A 17,895-nucleotide genomic window follows, 5' to 3' on the forward strand; every position below is an offset into this window, starting at 1 on the left:
GTCGGTCCCATCTCCTTCAGGGCGGCCTCGATGCTGCGGGTGAGCCGCACCGTGTCGACGTCCGGCTGCTTCTCGACCGAGACGATGACCGCGGGCCTCGCCATGTAGCCGGCGTCGCCGCGCTTCACCTTCGCGGCGAAGGAGACCTCGGCGACCTGCCTCAGGTGGACGGGCGCGTCGTTGATCGTCGCGACCACCAGGCTGCGCAGGTCGTCGAGGCTCATGGTCCGGCCGATGTTCCGGATCAGGTACTCGCGCGCGTTCTGGTCGGTGAATCCGCCGCCGGCGTTGGTGCCGAACCGGGCGAGCGCCGCCTCGAGCTGCGCGTTCGTGACGGCGAGCGCGCGCATGGCGGCCGGGTTCGGGCTGACCCGGAACTGGCGCACCTCGCCGCCGATGGGGATGACCTGCGCGACGCCCGGGATGGTCAGCAGCCGCGGCCGGATCGTGAAGTCGGCGACCTCGCGCACCTGCATGGGGGTCGCGGTGTCGCCCGTGACCGCCACCAGCAGGATCTGGCCCATGATCGAGGAGATCGGGCCCATGACCGGGGTCACGCTCCGGGGCAGTTGGTCCTGCACCAGGGCGAGGCGCTCCGCGACCTGCTGCCGGTTCCGGTAGATGTCCGTGCCCCAGTCGAACTCGACGTAGGTGATGGACAGCCCCACGCCCGAGACCGAGCGCACCCGGGTGACGCCCGGCAGACCGTTCATCCGGGTCTCGATGGGGTAGGTGACGAGCTGCTCGACCTCCTGGGGCGCGTAGCCCTCGGCCTCCGTCATGATGGTGACGGTGGGCTTGTTGAGGTCGGGGAAGACGTCGACGGGCAGCTTGGTGGCGGTGAAGGCGCCGTAGAGCACGAGCACCGCGGCGAGCGCGAGGACGAGCAGGCGGTTGCGGACCGATTGTCCGACGAGGACGGTGAACATCGGCGGATCCCTCAGCGGACCTGGTCGAGGAGTTCGGCGCCCTGCGTCACGACCCGCTTGCCGGGCCCGACCCCCTCCGCCACCAGCACCCGGCCGCCGTCGAGGGGCTCGACGCGGACCGGCCGCGCCTCGAAGCGCTCGGCGGTGGTGTGCTCGTAGACGACGTCCTGCCCGTTCCCCGCGCGCACGACCGCCGCGCGCGGCAGCGCCAGCCCGGCCTGCTCGGTGTCGGTCCCGGCGAGCACGGTGACGAACTGCCCGACCCGCAGGCCCGAGGCGTCGCCCTGGACGGCGAACTGCACCGGGATGGCCTGGTTGCGGTCGGCGAGGCCCGAACCCTGGTAGGCGAGCTTGAGGGTCCGGCCGTCGGCGAGCCGTGCGGTGGCGTCCTGCGCCGCCGCGAGGGCGTCGAAGCTCAGAGCCTCGACCCAGAGGCGGCCCGGGTCGACGACCTGGAAGACCATCTGCCCGGGGGTGGCCATCTGACCGGCCACCGCCGCGGCCTGCGCGACGACGCCGTCGACCGGCGCGACGAGCGGCTCCGGCTCACGCCTGATCCTGTCGAGGGCCGACCGTCGATCCTGCAGGCCCTTGAGCTCCGCCAGGGCGTCGTCGAGCTGGGTCTGGGCCACGGCGCCGGTCAGGGCGAGCCGCCTGTAGCGGTCGACCCGGCGCTCGACGATAGAGATCTGCTGGTCGAGATCCCCTTGCGTCTGGCGCATGTCGGAGACGTCGACGGCCTGGATCGGCGGTGTGACCGTGGCCAGGACCTCGCCCTTGCGCACCCGCGTGCCGAGGCGCGGGAACAGTCCCGAGGGCGGAGGCGACAGGCGACCGCCGACCGAGGACTGCACGACGCCGCTGGCGTTCGGGTCCGGGATGATGCGGCCGGGCAGCTCGACCGAGCGGTGGAAGCTGCCCCGCTCGGTCATCGTCGTGCGCAGGGCGAGCAGGCGCTGGGTGGGCTTCGGCACGAAGACGGATCCGTCGGGCAGGCGCTGCGCGAGGTCCGACGCGGACGGCGCGGCCGGGCGCGTCCCGGTCAGCGCGGCCCCCCGCACGGGGGCTTCGCGGTCGTCGTCGCCGTGCGCGAAGGCGGCGGTGCCCAGAACGAGGGTGATGCCGACGGCGATCATCGCCGCCGTCGGGACGCCGCGGCGGCCTCGCGCGAGGGCGGTGACGAGGACGCCGAGCAGGAAGGCGACGGCGACCGCGCCGACCAGGATCGGGTCCCCGGCGCCGAGGCGCTGGCGGACGCCGCGGGCGACCTCCGAGACGCGCGCGAGCGCCGCCCGTGCCGCGGCCGGCTCGGCGGGAATTGCGGCGCCGGCATCGGCCGGCACGGTCACCGTGACCGGCAGCACGTCGACCGCGTCGCCGGCGGTGACCGTCGCGACGAGGTCGTGCCGGCCGGGCCTCGACAGCCACGGGGCCGTCAGCGTGTAGCCGCCCCCGGGCGTGGCGCTGGCGGTCCTCGGGCCCTCGGGGGTCTCGACCTCGATCGTCGCGCCGGTCACCGGCTCGTTCGTCCGGAAGCGGTCGAGGAACAGGGTCAGGGCGCCGTCGCGCGGGATGGCGACCAGCTCGAAGGCGTCGGAGAATGTCTCGCCGCGCGGGGCGATGGTCTTCGAGACGGGGGGCTGGGCGGCGCCGTGGTCGTGGCCCTCGTGGGCGCGGGCGGGCCCCGCCGGGACGGCGGCGAGCAGCGCCACCGCGCCGAGGGCGGCGGCAAGACGGGTCGACATGGAAACGGTATCCTCGCGATGGGGATGCCGGGCGCGGCCACGGGCGGGCGCACCTCGGGCGTCGCGCGCCTCGGGCGCGCCTCATCTCACGCGCGGGTTCGTGGGGGCTCGGGCAGGGCCTCGGGGCCGAGGCCGGTGCGGCCGGCGACGTCGCCCGGGACCAGCGTGACGGCGCCGAACAGGTCCGGCGACAGGCCAGGGGGCCCCCCGAGGACGCCGGTGGCGCAGCAGGCCATCGTCCCGCAGCAGCGGGTCTCGCGGCCCGGACGACAGCACCCGTCCTCGGTCGGCTCGACGCGCGCCGCCGCGACGGTGGCGCGGGCGACCTTGGACCATGCCGGCGCCGCCGACCGGGCGGCGGGCGTCACCGGTACGGATGCGGCGACCGGGGCGACCGCCCTCGGCTGCGCCGCGGCCGCGCGGTGGCCGTGGTGGGCATGGCCCTCGTGGGCCTGGGCGGCGGACGGCGCGACGTAGGCGACGATCGCGAGGATCATCGCCGCCATCAGGCGCAGGATCTGCCGGTCCGGGCTCATGGGTACGGGATTACACCGGTTCTGGCGGCGGGACCATGTCCGCGGCCGGGACGTGGACGCCGACGTGCGATTCCGGTCGCTGCGGCGTCCCCTGGGGCCGCCGCGAGCACGGGCTCGGCCGGGAAGCCGGCCGCGGTGACGCGCTTCGTCGCCAAGTCGACCTCTATGTCGACCTCGATCCGGGCGCTGGGCGCGACGGCCTGCACGGCGCGGATCACGGACCCGGCGCAGCCGCCGCGCCCCGTCTTCCCGACCTCGAAGCGGACCATGTGGCTCTCCTCCCGACGGCGTCCGGACGAGATGGGGCTTCCCACCGTTGGAAGGTCAAGGCCCGAGATCTGCCCAGCTTCGCGCCCATCGAAGGCCGAGACTCGTCCGGTGCCATCCCGCCCGGCCGGGATGGTATCCTGCGCCGGTCGTCCCACGCCCGGCCTCGCCGGCCTCGAGCGGAGCGGATCAGTCCCGCGAGCGCCCGTGGCCCGCTCCGCCTGTTCGCGAGGACGTGACGGATGCGTTCCTGGCACGACCTCCCGCGAACCGCGGAAACCGGTTGGGTCATCCTGGTGTGCCTGCTGGTAAGCTTGGTAATACGCCCGGCGGTGTTCTTCCCGGACGGCATCCGGACGCGGCTCGACCCCGAGGTGCCCGGTGCCGGTCGTTGGACGCCAGCCACGCCCGCCCCTTCGCGACACGCCCGGACCCAGGCCGCCCATGACCGACGCCTCATCGTCCGCTGAGCCCGGGCGGCCCGAGTCCGCGTCCGCACGCGCGCCCGGTTCCGTGGGAGAGGTCTTCCGCGCCTTCCTCAAGCTCGGATTGACCGCGTTCGGCGGCCCCATCGCGCACCTGGGCTACTTCCGCGACGAGCTGGTCACCCGGCGCCGATGGCTGGACGAGCGCGGCTATGCCGATCTGGTGGCGCTGTGTCAGTTCCTTCCCGGGCCCGCCTCCAGCCAAGTCGGGTTCTCGCTCGGCGTGCTCCGCGGCGGCGGCCTCCTGGGGGGGCTCGCCGCCTGGGCGGGGTTCACGCTGCCCTCGGCCCTGCTGCTCCTGGCCTTCGCCTACGGCGCCGCGGCCCTGTCGGGTCCGGTCGCCGACGGCGTGATCCACGGTCTCAAGCTCGTCGCCGTGGCGGTCGTCGCGCAGGCGGTCTGGGGGATGGCCCGCTCCCTGGCACCGGACCGGCCGCGCGCCGGCATCGCGGTGGCGGCCCTGTTCCTCACGGTGTTCGTCGCGGGCTCGGTCGGGCAGCTCGGCGCCATCGCCCTCGGTGCCCTCGCCGGGCTCGTCCTCTGCCGGGCGCCACCGCAGGCGCAGGCGGGGCACCTCGCGGTCCCGGTGTCCCGGCGGGCCGGCGCCGCGGCGCTGGTCGCCTTCGCCCTGCTCCTCGTCGTGCCCCATCTGCTCGTCGCCGGCCTGCCATCCCAGGGCCTGGCGCTGTTCGACGCCTTCTACCGCTCCGGCGCCCTGGTGTTCGGCGGCGGCCACGTGGTGCTGCCGCTGCTGCAGGCCGAGGTGGTCGCGCCGGGCTGGGTCGGCCCCGGCACCTTCCTCTCCGGGTACGGCGCCGCCCAGGCCGTGCCCGGCCCGCTGTTCACGTTCGCGGCCTACCTCGGCGCGGTCGCGGGGCCGTCGCCCCACGGCGTGGTCGGCGCGGCCATCGCGTTGGTCGCGATCTTCCTGCCGGGCGTGCTCCTGGTCTACGGCACGCTGCCCTACTGGGACGCGTTCCGGACGCGTCCGCTGGCCCAGGCTGCGATGCGCGGGACCAACGCGGCGGTGGTCGGAATCCTCGGTTCCGCGCTCTACGATCCCGTCTGGAGCAGCGCGGTCGGCAACCCGCGCGATTTCGCCGTGGCCGTGCTGGCGTTCGTGCTGCTGACGGTCGGTCGGGTGGCGCCGTGGATCGTCGTCGCGCTCACGGCCCTGGGCGGTGTCGCCCTCGCCTCGCTCTGACCGGAGCCGCCCTGACCCGATCGGCCCGCTCGACCCGGCCGACCTGAACCCGACCGACCTGGACCCGACCGACCTGGACCCGACCGACCTGGACCCGTCCTGGCCGGTGCGAGCGGGAGGATCAGCTTCGACCGAGGGAGCCGGACATGCGGCGCGGTCGGAAGACGAGCGCGGAGCAGGCGGTGCTGACGCTGCGCCGGATCGCGGAGCGGAACGGAACTGCCCCGTCCCCGTCGCGGAGCTTCGCTTCGGCTGCGCGCCCAGACCGGCGGCATCGCCGGCGGCAGCGGCGTCGGCCCCGGCCGCGACGGGCGGGCCCTGTGGGCCTGGAATGCGTCACAGGGCCCGCCACCTTCGAGGCGCCTCGGCTACGGCTTGTTGGCGGGAGCCGGATTCGTCGTGGTGGCCGGAGGCGCAGGGTTCGCCGGCGCCGTGCCGGCGGGAGGCGGAGGCGGCGGGGGGGTCTCGGCCTTCTTCTCGTCCTTGCAGGCCGTGAGCGCGAGCAAGCCGACGAGCGGCAGCAGATAGCGAATTCGCATGAGCGTTCCTCCTGTCTGGGCGATGTAGGCGATGAGGAACGTCACCCGGCCGCTGTTCGATCCAGCGCGCAGCGAGACCGGCCACGCAGCCGATGCCGATTCATCGCGGGTCTCGTCGCGGCGAGGCACGGCCATGGGCCCGATCCCGCGGGCCGGCAGGTCGGAACGACGCGGAGCGGACATCGCGAGAGCCGGCCTCGGGTCGGGAACGGGCGCGGCGGCAACGTCCGCGACCTTGGATCACCGCGCGGAGGCGGACCGTCGCGAGACCACCCGCATGCGTCACGCGCGCCGCCTCCGGTCGCAGCGGCATCCGGCAGCACGCCGCCTCACCGCTTTCGGCTATACTGCGCCGTGAAGCGCGTGCGGCGGCCTCCCATGGCGAGGACCCGGACGGCCTCGCGTCGATGTCGCTCCTGCCCGCCGCCCCATCCTGGAAGCGCTGCCGATGCCGAATCGAGTCCAGTCGGCCTTCCGCGCGGCCGCCGAGTTCGGCGTCGGCCTGGTGGCGGCCTGCAACCGGCTGCGGCTGCCCAGGGCGGCGAATCCCTTCGTCGTCGGTGTCCACGCGCCGATGCGCGCGGAGCTGACGCTGGAGAACCTGCCGGTCACCGGGACGATCCCGCCCGGCCTCGACGGCCTCTATCTCAAGATGGGGGCGAACCCCGTCCGCGCGGCGACGCGGGGCCACGACTGGTTCCTCGGCGACGGCATGGTGCACGGTCTCGCGCTCGAGGGCGGCAAGGCACTGTGGTATCGCAACCGCTGGATCGGCTCGCGCACGGCCGCCGCGGCGCTCGAGCGGCCCGCGGCGCCCGGGCCGCGGCGGGGCGGCAACGACACCGTCAACACCAACGTCGTCGCGATCGGCGACCGGATCTTCGCGGTGGTGGAGGCCGGCAGCTTCCCGGTCGAACTCTCGCCCACCCTGGAGGCGCAGCGCTACAACCCGTTCGACGGGACGCTGGCCGGCTCCTTCAGCGGGCACCCGCACCGCGACCCGCTGACCGGCGAGACGCACGCCGTCGCGTACGACGGCCGCGTCTGGGACAGCGTGCGCCACGTCGTCCTCGCCCCGAGCGGGCGGGTCGTGCGCGATGTGCCGGTCGCGGTCGCGCACGGCCCGTGCATCCACGATTGCGCGATCACGGCGCGCTTCGTGATCGTGCTGGACCTGCCGGTCACGTTCTCGTTCCGGGCCCTGCTCGCCGGGTACCGCTTCCCGTTCCGCTGGAACCCCGGCCATGGGGCCCGTGTCGGCCTCCTCCCGCGTCAGGGCGACGGCGCCGACATCGTCTGGTGCGCCGTCGAGCCCTGCTTCGTGTTCCACACCGCCAACGCCTACGACGACGCGGACGGGCGGGTGATCCTCGATGTCGTCGCCTACGGGACGGTGTTCGCCTCGGCCGCCGGCGGGCTCGACGCGCCGGGCCGGCTCGAGCGCTGGATCATCGACCCGTCGACGGGTCGGGTCGAGCGGCGCGTGATCGACGCGGCGGCGCAGGAATTCCCCCGCATCGATGAGCGGCGCCTCGGGCAGCGCCACCGCTACGTCTACACGGTCAGCGTGCCGGCCGACGGCAACACGCAGCTCGCCGGTGCGACGCAGCTCTACAAGCACGACCTCGAGACGGGCGCGCGCCACGTGCACGACTTCGGTCCCGGTCACGTCCCGGGGGAGTTCGTCTTCGTGCCGGCGCGGACCGGGGCCGATGAGGACGAGGGCTGGCTCGTCGGGCTCGTGATCGACACCGCCGGCGACGTGACCGACTTCACCGTCCTCGACGCGCGGGCGTTCGACGCCCCTCCCCTCGCCCGGATCCGCCTCGGGCACCGGATCCCCCCGGGCTTCCACGGCAACTGGTTCCCGGCGCGCGCGCCGGCCTGAGAGACCGGGCGCGGTCCCGGTGACGGCCGCATCCGGACCGATCAGGCCGCGGCCGTCCAGCCGACCACCGCCGTCACGGGGTCGCCGGGACCTCCCGCGGGCTTGAGGACGCGCCGCTCGACGCGGGCGAAGCCGGCGCGCTGGAGGTACAGGCCGACGAGCTGGGCATGTCCCCCACCGTCGAGGGCACTCCAGATGGCCACCGCCTTGGTCGGGAAGCAGCGGTTCGAGAAGCTGATCACCGCCGGGGCGCCGGGACGCAGCACGCGCGCGACCTCGGACAGGACGGAGACGGGGCGCTGGAGATACTGGACCGAGACGCAGATCAGCGCGGCGTCGACGCAGGCCGTGTCGAGCGGCAGGCGCGGCTCAACGTTGAGGTCCTGCACGAAATGCCGGGTCAGGCGCGGGTTGGCGGCGAGTTCGGCGGCGTTCAGGCCGTGACCGGTGACGCTGGCATACGCGACCTCGTCCGGCAGGTGGCTGACCCAGCTCGACATCAGGTCGAGGACGTCGCCGCCCGCCAGCACGATCGCCCTGTAGAGGTCGGTGACCGCCGCCACCGCGGCGGCATCGATATGGGTCACGAAGCGCGGTTGCGCGTAGAAGGCGGGATCGGGATCGCGGTCGTGCTTGGCGAACGCCTCCGGGGGAAAGTCCGGCAGATCCTGGGTCATCGTAGCGCGCTTCCGGATCTGACGGCGCGCCGGCTCCCAGAACCGGCGCGCGAACCGTGGATTGCGTGCGCGTGTAGAGAGAGCCCGGACGCCCCGCGGCCAGGTGTCCACGTCGCCGCATCCGCGCCGTGGCGCGGACGGCATCACGGGTCGGAGCCGACGTTGCCGCCGCTTGTCCGCCCCGCTGGCGCGGCCCTCCTCATCACGCGCGACCGGCCGTCGACACTGCCGGAGATCGGGCGGCCGAACGCGGGACCGCACGGGAACCGGCAAGCCGCTTCGTCCGAGCCGTTCACGGGAAACGCCACGCGAAGTTTCAGGATAAATAATCGCCGCACAAATCGGCGTGAAACGCGCAATTTCTCAATGTACTTGTCATCGACACGTCGATGGCGTACAGATATGAAATCGATTTTTGGCCAGGTATCCGGCCGTATCGCCTCAACAGGGCGAGCGTTCTGCATCTCTCCCATTTTCGACATCCGGCGACCGGGCGCGTGTGACCCATGCGCCCGCCCTATCTATTTGCCTTCACTGACATGGAATACCTATGACCATCGGCACCGTTAAATGGTTCAACGACACCAAGGGCTTCGGCTTCATCCAGCCGGATGACGGCGGCAAGGACGTGTTCGTCCACATCTCGGCCGTCGAGCGCGCCGGCATGCAAGGCCTGAACGAGGGCCAGAAGGTCTCCTACGAGATGGAGACCGACCGGAGGACCGGCAAGCAGTCGGCCGGCAGCCTTCAGGCGGCCTGAGTCTCACGCGTCCACTCGTGACGCGCTTCGAAGCCGTTCCTACCGCGGAGCGGCTTCATCCATGTCTCGCCACCGGGGCTGACGTCCGGTGCGCCCACGGAGAGTTCGTGAAGCCTTTGAAAACCGATCACCTCGTCGATCGTCTCGCGGAGACGGCCAGAGCGCGGCAGGCCACACTGGCCCGGTTCCGGGCACGCCCGGCGGCCGATGATCCGGTCGTCCTCGCTCGGCAAGCCGCGCGGCGCGCGGTCGTCCAGGCCCGGGACCTGCGGGCGACCGAACGGGAAGCCGTTCGTCTGGCCGCCGAGATCGAGCGTGAGGCTGAGGTCCAGGCCGCGCAGGCCCGCGCCGAGGCCGAGTCAGACCGTCTGGCCGCCGAGAAGGCGGAGCAGCAGGTTGCCCGCGCCGCCGAACAGAAGGCGGCACGCGACGCGCGATTCGCGGCCCGCAAGGCGCGTGCACGCCGCTAGCACGCCGCTAGGCCGAACCCAGCCCGCGCGCGCCATCACTCCGGAGGACGACCCATGTCTCACAAGTTCAAGATCGGCCAGCATGTCCGGCAGCTGGGGATCAGCTACGCTGGCAGTAAGAGCACCGTCGACGGCCTCTTCGAGGTGGTCCGCCTGACGCCGGACGACCGTTCCGGCGAGCCGACTTACCGCATCAAGTCCGCGAGCGGCGAGCGCGCCGTGCGGGAAGGCGAACTCACGCCCGCCTGAACCGTCTCGGGCGGTCGGGCGCGCGGGGGACGACGCGACGTCCCGTGACGCGCATCCGCCATGGTGCACCGGCCCGGCGGAAGGCGTCCGGATGGACCGAGATCGAGGCCCTTGCGATCCATGACGACGACGAAGGACATCCACCCGGCCGATGCGGCGATGATCGAACCCAATCAGACGGCCTTCATCCTCAAGGTGACGCGGCCCGACGACGCGGAGCTGTCGGGCCGATTGGTCATGTTCTACGCCGCGATTACCACCTCGGAGGACGAGGCGCTGGCCATCGTGCGCCGCGCGGTGAAAGCCGATGCGGAGGTCGAGCCGACGGGCGTCCGCCTCTCTCAGCAGACCGCCAGCGCACTCGATCTGGAAGCGGGCCTCGCGCGGGCGCTCTGACACGACGGCCCCCTGGCCCGGCCACACCGCGGGATCGCGCGGAGAAGCCGAAGTGCGACCCTCGTAACCCACGAGGTCTTCCAGCCGCGCCGATCCCCCGAGCCGATCTGCGGCCGCGACCGGGGTCACGGCCGCGTTGGACCTCCGGGCAGGACAGCGCGTTGTGGCAGGCGGCGGTGAGCGGAGGACGTCTGCCATGAACATCGAACGCTTCGCGGAAACCGAGACGACGCTCGCCGTCGCGGACCGCCTCTGGCGCGCCGAGATGCGTCGCGTCTTCGGACCCGATGCGGTCCTGCTCCACGGCTTCGGCGCGGAGCGTCAGGGCGCACCGGGCACGCGGTTGCGCACGGCCTTCGAGGCGAGACGGAGCGCGATCGCGGCGTGGCGGCACGCGCGGCGCCCGGCCGCCTGAGCCACCCGCCTGCGGGATCGGGCGCCGCTTGGCACGGCCCGTCGTCGAAGCGCCCGGCACGCGCCGGGAAGACGCCGTTCCTGGCGCGCAGCACCCGCCGCCCTCTCGGTCCAGCCCGATCGCGGAGCGGCATCCCGGACGGGGGACGTGAACAGCGGCCGCCGGCACGGTATGAGGGCGATGCGGCTCCGCGGGCTGTGCAGCGACCGACGGTTGCGCAGCCCCCTCGCCTCTCCGAGATCAGCACCATCGCCGCCGCACGACGGCAATCGAGGACAGACCGATCGCAAGCGAAGCACGAGCCCGCGGCGTCCCGAGCCGGGATGCCCCGCGCGTTCCCGAGCGCACCGTCCCCGGCCGGTCATGCGGTTCCTGCACGGTGTGCTGCCGTGCTCTGGCGATCCCTGCCCTCGACAAGCCGGCAGGGATCGTGTGCCGGCACAACACCGGAACGGGCTGCGGGATCTACAGCGAACGCCCGGAGGCCTGTGCCCGGTGGTACTGCCTCTGGCGCAAGATCGACGTCCTGCCCGACGCGCTCAGGCCCGATCGATCGGGCGTGATGTTCTCACTGGATATCCGCTCGCCCGCGGCCGATGTGGCGGATGCGGTCTGCATCGTCGGGCGTGCAGTCGAGGGCGTGCACGCCTTCGACCGGCCGGACGTGATCGAGGCGTTCGCCATGTTCGTGCGCGAGGGCTCCTGGCCCGTGTGGCAGGCGACCGAACACGACACGACCCTGGTGCATCCGGGTCCGCAGATTTCTCCGCCGTGACCGTCGGCTCTGCGGGCACGGCCGGGTGCCGGGACGCGCGACGACTCGGTGGGCGCGCGGCGTCCGGCCCCCGTCCCGGCATACCGCGGCGGTAGGCCGGGGCTCCTAATTGTCTCCGAAATCGTATTTTTAAGATCAGGGCGCGACGCGATGTGCTATGTATCCGCACGGGCACGCATTCGCCGCCCGCTCAGGAGATTCCGATGACCATCGTCCGGTGGCTGATCTCCAGAACGATCCAGTTTTTTCTTGGCAGCGCGCAGGAGCTCAGGTCCGATGCGATCGCCAAGCGAAAGGAAGCCGGGACCTTCGAGGGGGCATCGGCGAGCAAGGGCCGGGATTTCGAAGCCAACTACGCCGCGGCAGCTCAGCTCCTCAGAACGCGGATCGATCGGGAATTCCCCGACGCCTACTACGCGCGGCTGAGTTCCGGGAGAAACAGCTCCTACGATTACGGGCAGGATCGCGCGCTCGCCATCGACACCATGTCGATCGCCATAGCGATGGCGTTGCGGAACGGCGCCACCGTTCCGCAGGCGGCCGCGGCCGGGGCGGCGAGCATCGGCATCTGACGGGAGGCGCGGGACATTCGTGCCTCGGAGGACCGGGTCGCGCTTCCGCGGTCGCTCGGCCAGCGGCGGCGCGTCACGCCGTCGTGGCACCGGCCATGTCGCGGGTCCGCTCGATCATCGCGAGGAGGACTGTGTGAAAGGCTTCCTGCTCGCGCGAGCGGGAGCCCGCCCGCGTCGCGCACGCGAGTTCGGCACGGAGCCCGTCGAGGGCCGCCGCGCGTCGCTCCGCACCGTCTTCACGCAGGACGAGTCGCAGCAGGATATCTTGGGCGGCCGCGAGATCGGCCGCGTCCGCCCGGACGATGAGCGCTCCCAGAGCCTCCAAGCACGTCTCACGATCAGTCATGCGCACATCCATCAGGGAGCGAGCGGCAGAGACGACGTCGGCATCAGGCCCTCGACGCGCAGCTTCAATCGAGTGGCCCTGATCGTCTCGATGGAGCGCCACGAAATATTCCGGGCCAGGCCCTCGGTTTCCAGATCCGTGAGCTGATCGATCAGCCGCCCGCTCTCGAGGAGGCCGGGTCGCTGCGCCATACGGACGACCAACCTGGTCAGCTTCCGCATCACCGGGCACGGCCGGGGTTGGCCGGGCTCTACCACGCGGCTTGGCCGTGACGCGCGAACATCGCGTCAGGCCTTCCGGGGCGGCTTCGTGGCGGCCGCGACGGAGCCCTTGACGGAGGGCGCCGACGCGTTGGTCTTGGGCACAGACTTCTTCGGCTTCTTGGCTTCGCGATTTCCGCGCTTCTGTTCCGCTGCCATGATCTCGCTCCTGGATACGATGACAGCCCCGACGACGTCGTCCTCACCGTTCGGGCGTCGGCTGGTCTGGAAGCAACCGGATCGCGGTCGCGACCGGGGTCTCGAACAGGCCGAAGACGGCAACGAGGCGGTCGCTTGCCCAGAGCTCGGCATGATGCCCCGCGATCAGACCCGCTGCCTGCCGCTTGGCGTCGCCGTCGTTGCGCGCTGTGATGACGCAAGTCGTGAGCACGCCACCGGTCGGGGCGAGCCGATGGACCTGATAGGCGCGGCGCGCGTGTCGTGAGCGCGGCTTGGCGGGAAACGTGATGAGGTCTGCCACGCGCGCCTGTCCGTTGCAGGCGGGGGCATGGACCCTCAGCCACCGGAGCCTGGATCAACCGATCCGGTGATGGCAACACTCTGCGCTCTCACGGCCGACAAAGATAGCCCTGACCGGACGGGCGTCGCGCCCGGCGCGCGACGCGGCGGGCCCGCTCGAGACCTGCGCCCAGCGCCCGTTGGATGATCGGGACGGACGCGAGCGCGCCGACCGGTTGCGATCGAAGACGGTCGTTCCCGTGATCCGGCCGGGCCGATGCGGCCGACCGGCCGGCAACATTCAGGGTCTGGCACCGGCGGCGCGCGCGTGCTCCAGGAAGAAGCGGATCATCTCCTGGCTCGCGTCCGGTCCGCGCGGGTCGGTGAACGAGCCGGCCGGGCTGCCGCCCGACCACGCGTGCCCGGCTCCGTGCAGAACCCACTGCTCCACGATGGCGCGGCCGGACGCGTCCGAACGGACGGTGCGGGTGTAGTCCACCCCGTCCGGTGTCCGGCCCTGGGTCACCGCTGTGCGGAGTTCCGGGTCCGACGGCCCCTGCGCGGCCACGCGATCGCCGTTGGCCGCGTGCACCGTGCGGTCGCGGTCGCCGTGGAACACGATCAGCGGCACGGCGTGGCGTTGTCCCGTCGCGCGCGCGCCGTCCCCCTTCATGGCCGCGAAGGCCGAGGGCACGTCCCGGGCGGAGCCGCAGGCCAGGCCGGAATGGACGCCGATCGCCGCGAACAGGTCGGGGTAGGTCATCGCCAGGATCGCGGCGGCAGCCCCGCCCGCCGACAGGCCCGCCGCGTAGACCCGCCTGTCATCGGCCGAGAACTCCGCGATCACCTGCCGGACGATGCCGGCGATCAGGGCGGGCTCGCCGCCCTCCCGCTGCTGGTCACCGGGCTCGTACCAGTTCCAGCACCGCTGCATGTTGGCCGAGCGCGGCTGCTCCGGATAGACCACCAGGACGCTGCGCGCCTCCGCGACCGCGTTCATCCGCGTGCCTGCGGCGAAGTCGTCCGGGTTCTGCGTGCAGCCGTGCAGCATCACCACGACGGGCAGGGCCTGGCCGGTGTAGCCGCTCGGTACGTAGACCTTGTAGTTTCGGGTCCCGGCCGCGCCGGTGAACGTGCGGGCCTCGAAGCGTGCCCCCTCCGGAAGCCGGGGCGCGGCCGGCGTCGCGCCGTCCCGCCCGTCGCGATCCGTGCCGATGCCGGCCTTCGCCAGCGCCTCCTGGACGGTGCGCATCACGGTGCCGGCGATGTCGCCCGCGGATCCGGCGTGGGGATGGCGGCCCGGACGTTCTCCGGCCGTCTCCGGCGCGACCCAGGCTTCGCCGGGAGCGGAGGGCGCGACCATGTCGAGGATGTCGGCCGCGTCCGCGCTCGGCGCACCCGTCTCGGCGGCGCTCCGGGCCGCCCCCGACCACAGCCTGAAGGCTGCGGCCTGGCGCTCCTGAAGCCTGGCCATCGCCTCCGCGGCGCGGGCGGCACGGGCGGGGTCGACCTTCGGGAACGCGAAGCGCGTGAAGGCGGTCTTCGTGGCGTGATCCATCGGACGGGTCCTGGCTGAGCGGGAAGCGGGCGCGGCGGGGTCCGGCCGCGTCGGCGGGGAGAGGTGGCGGCGTCAGCTCGTCCGGTCGGCGAGCGCCGCCTTGACCGCGGGACTAGCCTGGAAGGCGCCGAGCACCTCGACCGAGGCGATGGCGGCGCGCGCCAGTTCGGGCGTGACGTCGAGGGCGATGCTGGCCAGCCCGAGCACCTGGATGTGCAGCGGCGCGCCCGCGTCGCGCGCTGCCTCGAGCGCCTGCTTCGTGTAGTGCGACAGGCCGAGGCTGAGCTGCTTCCGGCTGACCGATTGCCTGACGGCCTCGCCCTGGCGCTCGATCTGATTGCGCACGGCAGTACGGATGAAATCGGCACGGTTGGCGTAGAAGCCGTCGCGCACCATCAGGTCGATATGGCCGAGGTCGACGAAACCGAGGTTGAGCGTGATCTTCTCGCTGTCCGGCAGCCTGGGTCGCAGATCGTGCACCTTGTCGGCCATTTGAAACCATCCATACGACATCCGGTTGGATGGTCTGTAGATGGTGTGCAGATGCGGCGGCGCAAGGGTTGCCGGTGACGACTCCAATCGGAGGGGCCGATCGCGACGTCTTCGAGGATGCGCGGAACTGCCTCGAGGACAGGAACAGCGCCGCGTCGGATCGAACCGCGGCAGGGCGCGGCCCTGCTAGGTCTCGCCACGAGAAATCGATTCCGGACCCGGTCGGGTCGTCAGCTTTGAGGCCGGCGCGCGGTCGGTGCGGCCTCGTCCCATTCGCGATCCTGCTCCGCCAGCAGAGCGGCGCGACGGGCCGCCGCGCTCGCGGCGTCGCACGACGGTGCCGCCCGGGCCTCCTCCAGGGGACGCGAAGGCACCGGATCGGACGCGCGAGCGAGGCGGGTGAGCGTGGCGACGACGTGGTCCACGTCACCGGATGTCACGGCGCCTGTCCGGAGGAGCCCGAGACGCGAACACGTGGCGATGTCCGCACAGGATGCGTCCGCGAAGCGGAGCGCCGCGATCTGACCCGCCGCGAGGGGCAGGCATCCGGCCGGCAGCCCGCGCAGCCGGCCGAGCCGCCGCGCCCGCGTGGCCTCGGGTGTGTGCATCTCCCGCGCGCCCGGGAGCCAGCGCGCCAGCACGTCGAGGATGAAGTGCCGGACGCGCTCGACGCGGATGGGACCGAACTTCCTGATCGTGGCGATCGCGACCGGTGAAGACTGGGCCAGATGACCGAGATCCGGGAATCCGGCCTTCCGCAGGCGGGCGCGCAGGGACGCCGTCAGCAGGCCGCGCCCGAAGCCCTCGGCCGACAGACGCCGGATCGTGTCCGGGGACAGGTCGTCGAAGAGGGGAAGGCGGGCGCCGACCTCGGCCATGAGGCTGTCGGACCAGACGGCGCGGAGGGATCGGTCGGGCATCACCGCGGCCGATAGGGCACTTGCCGGGTGTCCGCAACGAACCGTCACCGCGGGCCCGAGGGACGGGCGCCGAAACGGACCGTCGGACGCGGCATCGCTGGTCGCTCGCGACCGGCCCTGTCCCGCGCGTCACCGCGGAAACCGTCCGATCAGACTACGATCTCACCGCGGTCAGTTCCTGGAGAGCGCAGTCGATCGCCCGGATGATCTGCTCGCTGGTTCGAACTACGTCAGCGTCTCGCGATAGAGCGACGACCGCTTGCTGCAACGCCCGAAACTGATCGAGCCGGATGGCCGGATCGAGACCGCGCGCGACGGCCGACTGTACGAGGCCGCGGACGAATTCACGCGCCAATTGCTCGTCGAACTCGTGCAAATTCTGGATCTCTGCCTCTCTACCGCGACACGTCTAACACCGTCCGGATGAGAAGGGATCCGCGCAGCAGCGAGTCGCCGAATCCGGCGCCTGGCCGCACGGCGTCATCGCGCGAGGGTGGCCTCCGCGATCCGGACGGCCGATTGCGCGTCCGCGGCGACGGCGTCCGCGCCGACGACACGGGCGCTGGCAGGCTCCCGCACGAAGAGCGGCCCGCCGACGATGACGCGCAGGTCCGGGTTGCACGACGCGGCGCGCAGTTTCGCCACGGACACCGCCATCACCGGCAGGAGGATGTCGCAGGACAGCGAGATGCCGACCAGATCGAACTGTTCGGCGCGGACCAAGCTGGCGGGGTCCTCGTCCGCTCCGTTGGTCAGGACCACGTCCCACCCCGCCTCGCGGAAGAAGCTCGCCACGAGCGCGAGGCTGAAGAGATGGGTCTCACCGGGACAGGGCATCAGCAGGACGCGGCGACCGTTCGCCGTCACGTCCACGCCCTCCAGATCCGCACACAGGGCGCGGGTCAGGTTCTGGAGGCGACCGAGCGCGAGCGCCACGTCGAGGAAGTCGGCGGCATCGTCTTCCCAGAGCTCGCCCAGATACCGCGCTGCGGGTGCGAACAGGTCGAGCAGCAGGGCATCCAGCGACAAGCCCTCTTCCAGGAGCGCGCGCACCCACTCGGCGTGCGGTTCGCCCTCCATCAGCGCTTGAGCGAGAGAGGCGACGCGCTCAGGCGTCGGTGATCGCGTCGTCGACGCGGGCGACGGCGGATCCGCCCGATGCGCGAGCGCCAGACGCGGCAGGATCTCGTCCTCGACGATCCGGGCGAGACCGGCCTGGATGATGGCCGAGTTGCGTTTGGCCGCTCCGTGAACGGACCAAGTCCGTCGGTCGACGCGGGCGCGCGCGACACCGATACCGGCCATTTCAGGCATTGGCTCCCCCGCCGACGCGGCACTATATGTTTTGTATCGGCACTAGGCAACTCGATTAGCGAACTATAATTCCGATCGCGGACGGACGATTTTGGCTACAGCCTGACGGAACTCACGCGCGCCGCGACCGGTGCGGGCTGTACAGGTCGGTACCGGCACAGAACTGCCGCCTCGGATGACGGTTCCCGTCAATCCGGCACGGCGGACAGGGCGCTCCGGAGCGAACGATCTCTTCACCGAGAGAGCCGGTCGTTCCGCGCCGCGGCGATTGATCCAGGTGAGTGCCCGCGCGCCGCGTTTGTGCGAGCGTAGACGATTGTGGGCTCGGCGGCCGGTGACCGCGTGATGCGCGCTGCCATGTCCAGTCGGCGGAGAGCCCGATGCCGCGATATTTCATCGTCACATCCGATCACATCACGGTCAAGGACGACGAAGGCGTGCAACTTTCCGGTCGGGACGCGCTGCGCGACACCCTTCGCCGGCTGCTGACCGACATCCTGCGCGATGAGGGCTATCGCACCGAGGTGAACGCGTTCACCGCTCAAGCCTACGACGAAGCGGGCAAGCTCGTGATGAGCGCGAGCGCCAGCTTCTCGGCGACAGATGTGTAGGTTGCAGCCTGTCCGTTGCCGAGGCGCG

General features: G+C 72.0%; 25 protein-coding genes. 10 read left to right on the plus strand and 15 right to left on the minus strand.

Features of this window, described 5'->3' with window-relative positions:
- The 3 genes from ACQKQD_RS28785 to ACQKQD_RS28795 form a co-directional block, all read right to left on the minus strand.
- On the minus strand, positions 1–929 hold a 929-nt coding region (locus ACQKQD_RS28785; RefSeq protein WP_427510264.1), incomplete at its 3' end, for an efflux RND transporter permease subunit.
- 11 nt (positions 930–940) lie between these two features.
- The gene (locus ACQKQD_RS28790) at positions 941–2,674 is read right to left on the minus strand and encodes an efflux RND transporter periplasmic adaptor subunit (RefSeq protein WP_427510265.1); all 1,734 of its coding nucleotides are present in this window, start codon (positions 2,672–2,674) and stop codon (positions 941–943) included.
- A gap of 86 nt (positions 2,675–2,760) precedes the next feature.
- Complete coding sequence (locus ACQKQD_RS28795) at positions 2,761–3,210, minus strand: hypothetical protein (protein ID WP_091681668.1); 450 nt, start codon at positions 3,208–3,210, stop codon at positions 2,761–2,763.
- A 711-nt stretch (positions 3,211–3,921) separates the two neighbouring features.
- Between ACQKQD_RS28795 and chrA the strand changes: the two genes are divergently transcribed.
- Positions 3,922–5,166 carry a chromate efflux transporter gene (chrA, locus tag ACQKQD_RS28800; RefSeq protein ID WP_427510266.1) on the plus strand — a complete coding sequence of 415 codons (1,245 nt, stop codon included), beginning with the start codon at positions 3,922–3,924 and terminating at the stop codon, positions 5,164–5,166.
- 368 nt (positions 5,167–5,534) lie between these two features.
- On the opposite strand, the gene ACQKQD_RS28805 is transcribed toward chrA, so the two are convergent.
- The gene (locus ACQKQD_RS28805) at positions 5,535–5,840 is read right to left on the minus strand and encodes a hypothetical protein (RefSeq protein ID WP_234083284.1); all 306 of its coding nucleotides are present in this window, start codon (positions 5,838–5,840) and stop codon (positions 5,535–5,537) included.
- Between the two features lie 313 nt (positions 5,841–6,153).
- Here ACQKQD_RS28805 and ACQKQD_RS28810 point away from each other — a divergent pair, with 313 nt between their 5' ends.
- A complete protein-coding gene (locus ACQKQD_RS28810) occupies positions 6,154–7,593 on the plus strand; it encodes a carotenoid oxygenase family protein (RefSeq protein ID WP_427510267.1) in 1,440 nt (479 codons plus the stop codon).
- 41 nt (positions 7,594–7,634) lie between these two features.
- On the opposite strand, the gene ACQKQD_RS28815 is transcribed toward ACQKQD_RS28810, so the two are convergent.
- Positions 7,635–8,270, minus strand: a complete 636-nt coding sequence (locus tag ACQKQD_RS28815) for a class I SAM-dependent methyltransferase (protein ID WP_427510268.1) — start codon at positions 8,268–8,270, stop codon at positions 7,635–7,637.
- Between the two features lie 143 nt (positions 8,271–8,413).
- Positions 8,414–8,743 (minus strand): hypothetical protein, encoded by a 330-nt coding sequence (locus tag ACQKQD_RS28820; protein ID WP_427510269.1) that lies wholly within the window; start codon positions 8,741–8,743, stop codon positions 8,414–8,416.
- A 77-nt stretch (positions 8,744–8,820) separates the two neighbouring features.
- Between ACQKQD_RS28820 and ACQKQD_RS28825 the strand changes: the two genes are divergently transcribed.
- The 7 genes from ACQKQD_RS28825 to ACQKQD_RS28855 all read left to right on the plus strand — a co-directional run bounded on the left by ACQKQD_RS28825 (position 8,821) and on the right by ACQKQD_RS28855 (position 11,907).
- Entirely contained in the window at positions 8,821–9,030 is a 210-nt protein-coding gene (locus ACQKQD_RS28825) for a cold-shock protein (protein WP_012329763.1), read from the plus strand.
- Positions 9,031–9,146: 116 nt separating this feature from the next.
- Entirely contained in the window at positions 9,147–9,500 is a 354-nt protein-coding gene (locus tag ACQKQD_RS28830) for a DUF6481 family protein (RefSeq protein WP_020094877.1), read from the plus strand.
- 54 nt (positions 9,501–9,554) lie between these two features.
- On the plus strand, positions 9,555–9,749 hold the full coding sequence (locus tag ACQKQD_RS28835; RefSeq protein WP_020094878.1) for a hypothetical protein: 195 nt from the start codon (positions 9,555–9,557) through the stop codon (positions 9,747–9,749).
- 120 nt (positions 9,750–9,869) lie between these two features.
- The gene (locus ACQKQD_RS28840) at positions 9,870–10,145 is read left to right on the plus strand and encodes a hypothetical protein (RefSeq protein WP_020094879.1); all 276 of its coding nucleotides are present in this window, start codon (positions 9,870–9,872) and stop codon (positions 10,143–10,145) included.
- A 196-nt stretch (positions 10,146–10,341) separates the two neighbouring features.
- On the plus strand, positions 10,342–10,560 hold the full coding sequence (locus ACQKQD_RS28845) for a hypothetical protein (RefSeq protein WP_056530514.1): 219 nt from the start codon (positions 10,342–10,344) through the stop codon (positions 10,558–10,560).
- A gap of 430 nt (positions 10,561–10,990) precedes the next feature.
- On the plus strand, positions 10,991–11,335 hold the full coding sequence (locus tag ACQKQD_RS28850) for a hypothetical protein (RefSeq protein WP_100251778.1): 345 nt from the start codon (positions 10,991–10,993) through the stop codon (positions 11,333–11,335).
- Between the two features lie 203 nt (positions 11,336–11,538).
- Positions 11,539–11,907 (plus strand): hypothetical protein, encoded by a 369-nt coding sequence (locus tag ACQKQD_RS28855; RefSeq protein WP_427510270.1) that lies wholly within the window; start codon positions 11,539–11,541, stop codon positions 11,905–11,907.
- Between the two features lie 73 nt (positions 11,908–11,980).
- On the opposite strand, the gene ACQKQD_RS28860 is transcribed toward ACQKQD_RS28855, so the two are convergent.
- From ACQKQD_RS28860 to ACQKQD_RS28900, 9 genes are all read right to left on the minus strand, one after another.
- Complete coding sequence (locus ACQKQD_RS28860; RefSeq protein WP_427510271.1) at positions 11,981–12,265, minus strand: hypothetical protein; 285 nt, start codon at positions 12,263–12,265, stop codon at positions 11,981–11,983.
- Positions 12,265–12,474 (minus strand): hypothetical protein, encoded by a 210-nt coding sequence (locus tag ACQKQD_RS28865; protein ID WP_020094884.1) that lies wholly within the window; start codon positions 12,472–12,474, stop codon positions 12,265–12,267. The genes ACQKQD_RS28860 and ACQKQD_RS28865 overlap by 1 nt, the downstream gene beginning before the upstream one ends.
- Before the next feature lie 66 nt (positions 12,475–12,540).
- Entirely contained in the window at positions 12,541–12,672 is a 132-nt protein-coding gene (locus ACQKQD_RS28870; protein ID WP_273564905.1) for a hypothetical protein, read from the minus strand.
- A 43-nt stretch (positions 12,673–12,715) separates the two neighbouring features.
- Entirely contained in the window at positions 12,716–12,994 is a 279-nt protein-coding gene (locus tag ACQKQD_RS28875; protein WP_091681675.1) for a hypothetical protein, read from the minus strand.
- 279 nt (positions 12,995–13,273) lie between these two features.
- Entirely contained in the window at positions 13,274–14,530 is a 1,257-nt protein-coding gene (locus tag ACQKQD_RS28880; protein ID WP_427510272.1) for an extracellular catalytic domain type 1 short-chain-length polyhydroxyalkanoate depolymerase, read from the minus strand.
- 72 nt (positions 14,531–14,602) lie between these two features.
- Positions 14,603–15,022, minus strand: a complete 420-nt coding sequence (locus ACQKQD_RS28885; RefSeq protein ID WP_091681679.1) for a CopG family transcriptional regulator — start codon at positions 15,020–15,022, stop codon at positions 14,603–14,605.
- Positions 15,023–15,252: 230 nt separating this feature from the next.
- Positions 15,253–15,942, minus strand: a complete 690-nt coding sequence (locus ACQKQD_RS28890) for a hypothetical protein (protein ID WP_091978674.1) — start codon at positions 15,940–15,942, stop codon at positions 15,253–15,255.
- A gap of 154 nt (positions 15,943–16,096) precedes the next feature.
- Positions 16,097–16,318: a hypothetical protein gene (locus tag ACQKQD_RS28895; protein ID WP_056530534.1), complete on the minus strand. Its 222-nt coding sequence runs from the start codon at positions 16,316–16,318 to the stop codon at positions 16,097–16,099.
- 104 nt (positions 16,319–16,422) lie between these two features.
- Positions 16,423–17,256 carry a cobalamin B12-binding domain-containing protein gene (locus tag ACQKQD_RS28900; protein WP_026605210.1) on the minus strand — a complete coding sequence of 278 codons (834 nt, stop codon included), beginning with the start codon at positions 17,254–17,256 and terminating at the stop codon, positions 16,423–16,425.
- 380 nt (positions 17,257–17,636) lie between these two features.
- Here ACQKQD_RS28900 and ACQKQD_RS28905 point away from each other — a divergent pair, with 380 nt between their 5' ends.
- The gene (locus ACQKQD_RS28905) at positions 17,637–17,867 is read left to right on the plus strand and encodes a DUF6894 family protein (protein ID WP_020094891.1); all 231 of its coding nucleotides are present in this window, start codon (positions 17,637–17,639) and stop codon (positions 17,865–17,867) included.
- The last annotated feature ends 28 nt before the right edge of the window (positions 17,868–17,895 follow it).

This window comes from Methylobacterium sp. NPDC080182 (genome assembly GCF_050281105.1).
In the GTDB taxonomy this organism is placed as follows: Bacteria; Pseudomonadota; Alphaproteobacteria; order Rhizobiales; family Beijerinckiaceae; genus Methylobacterium.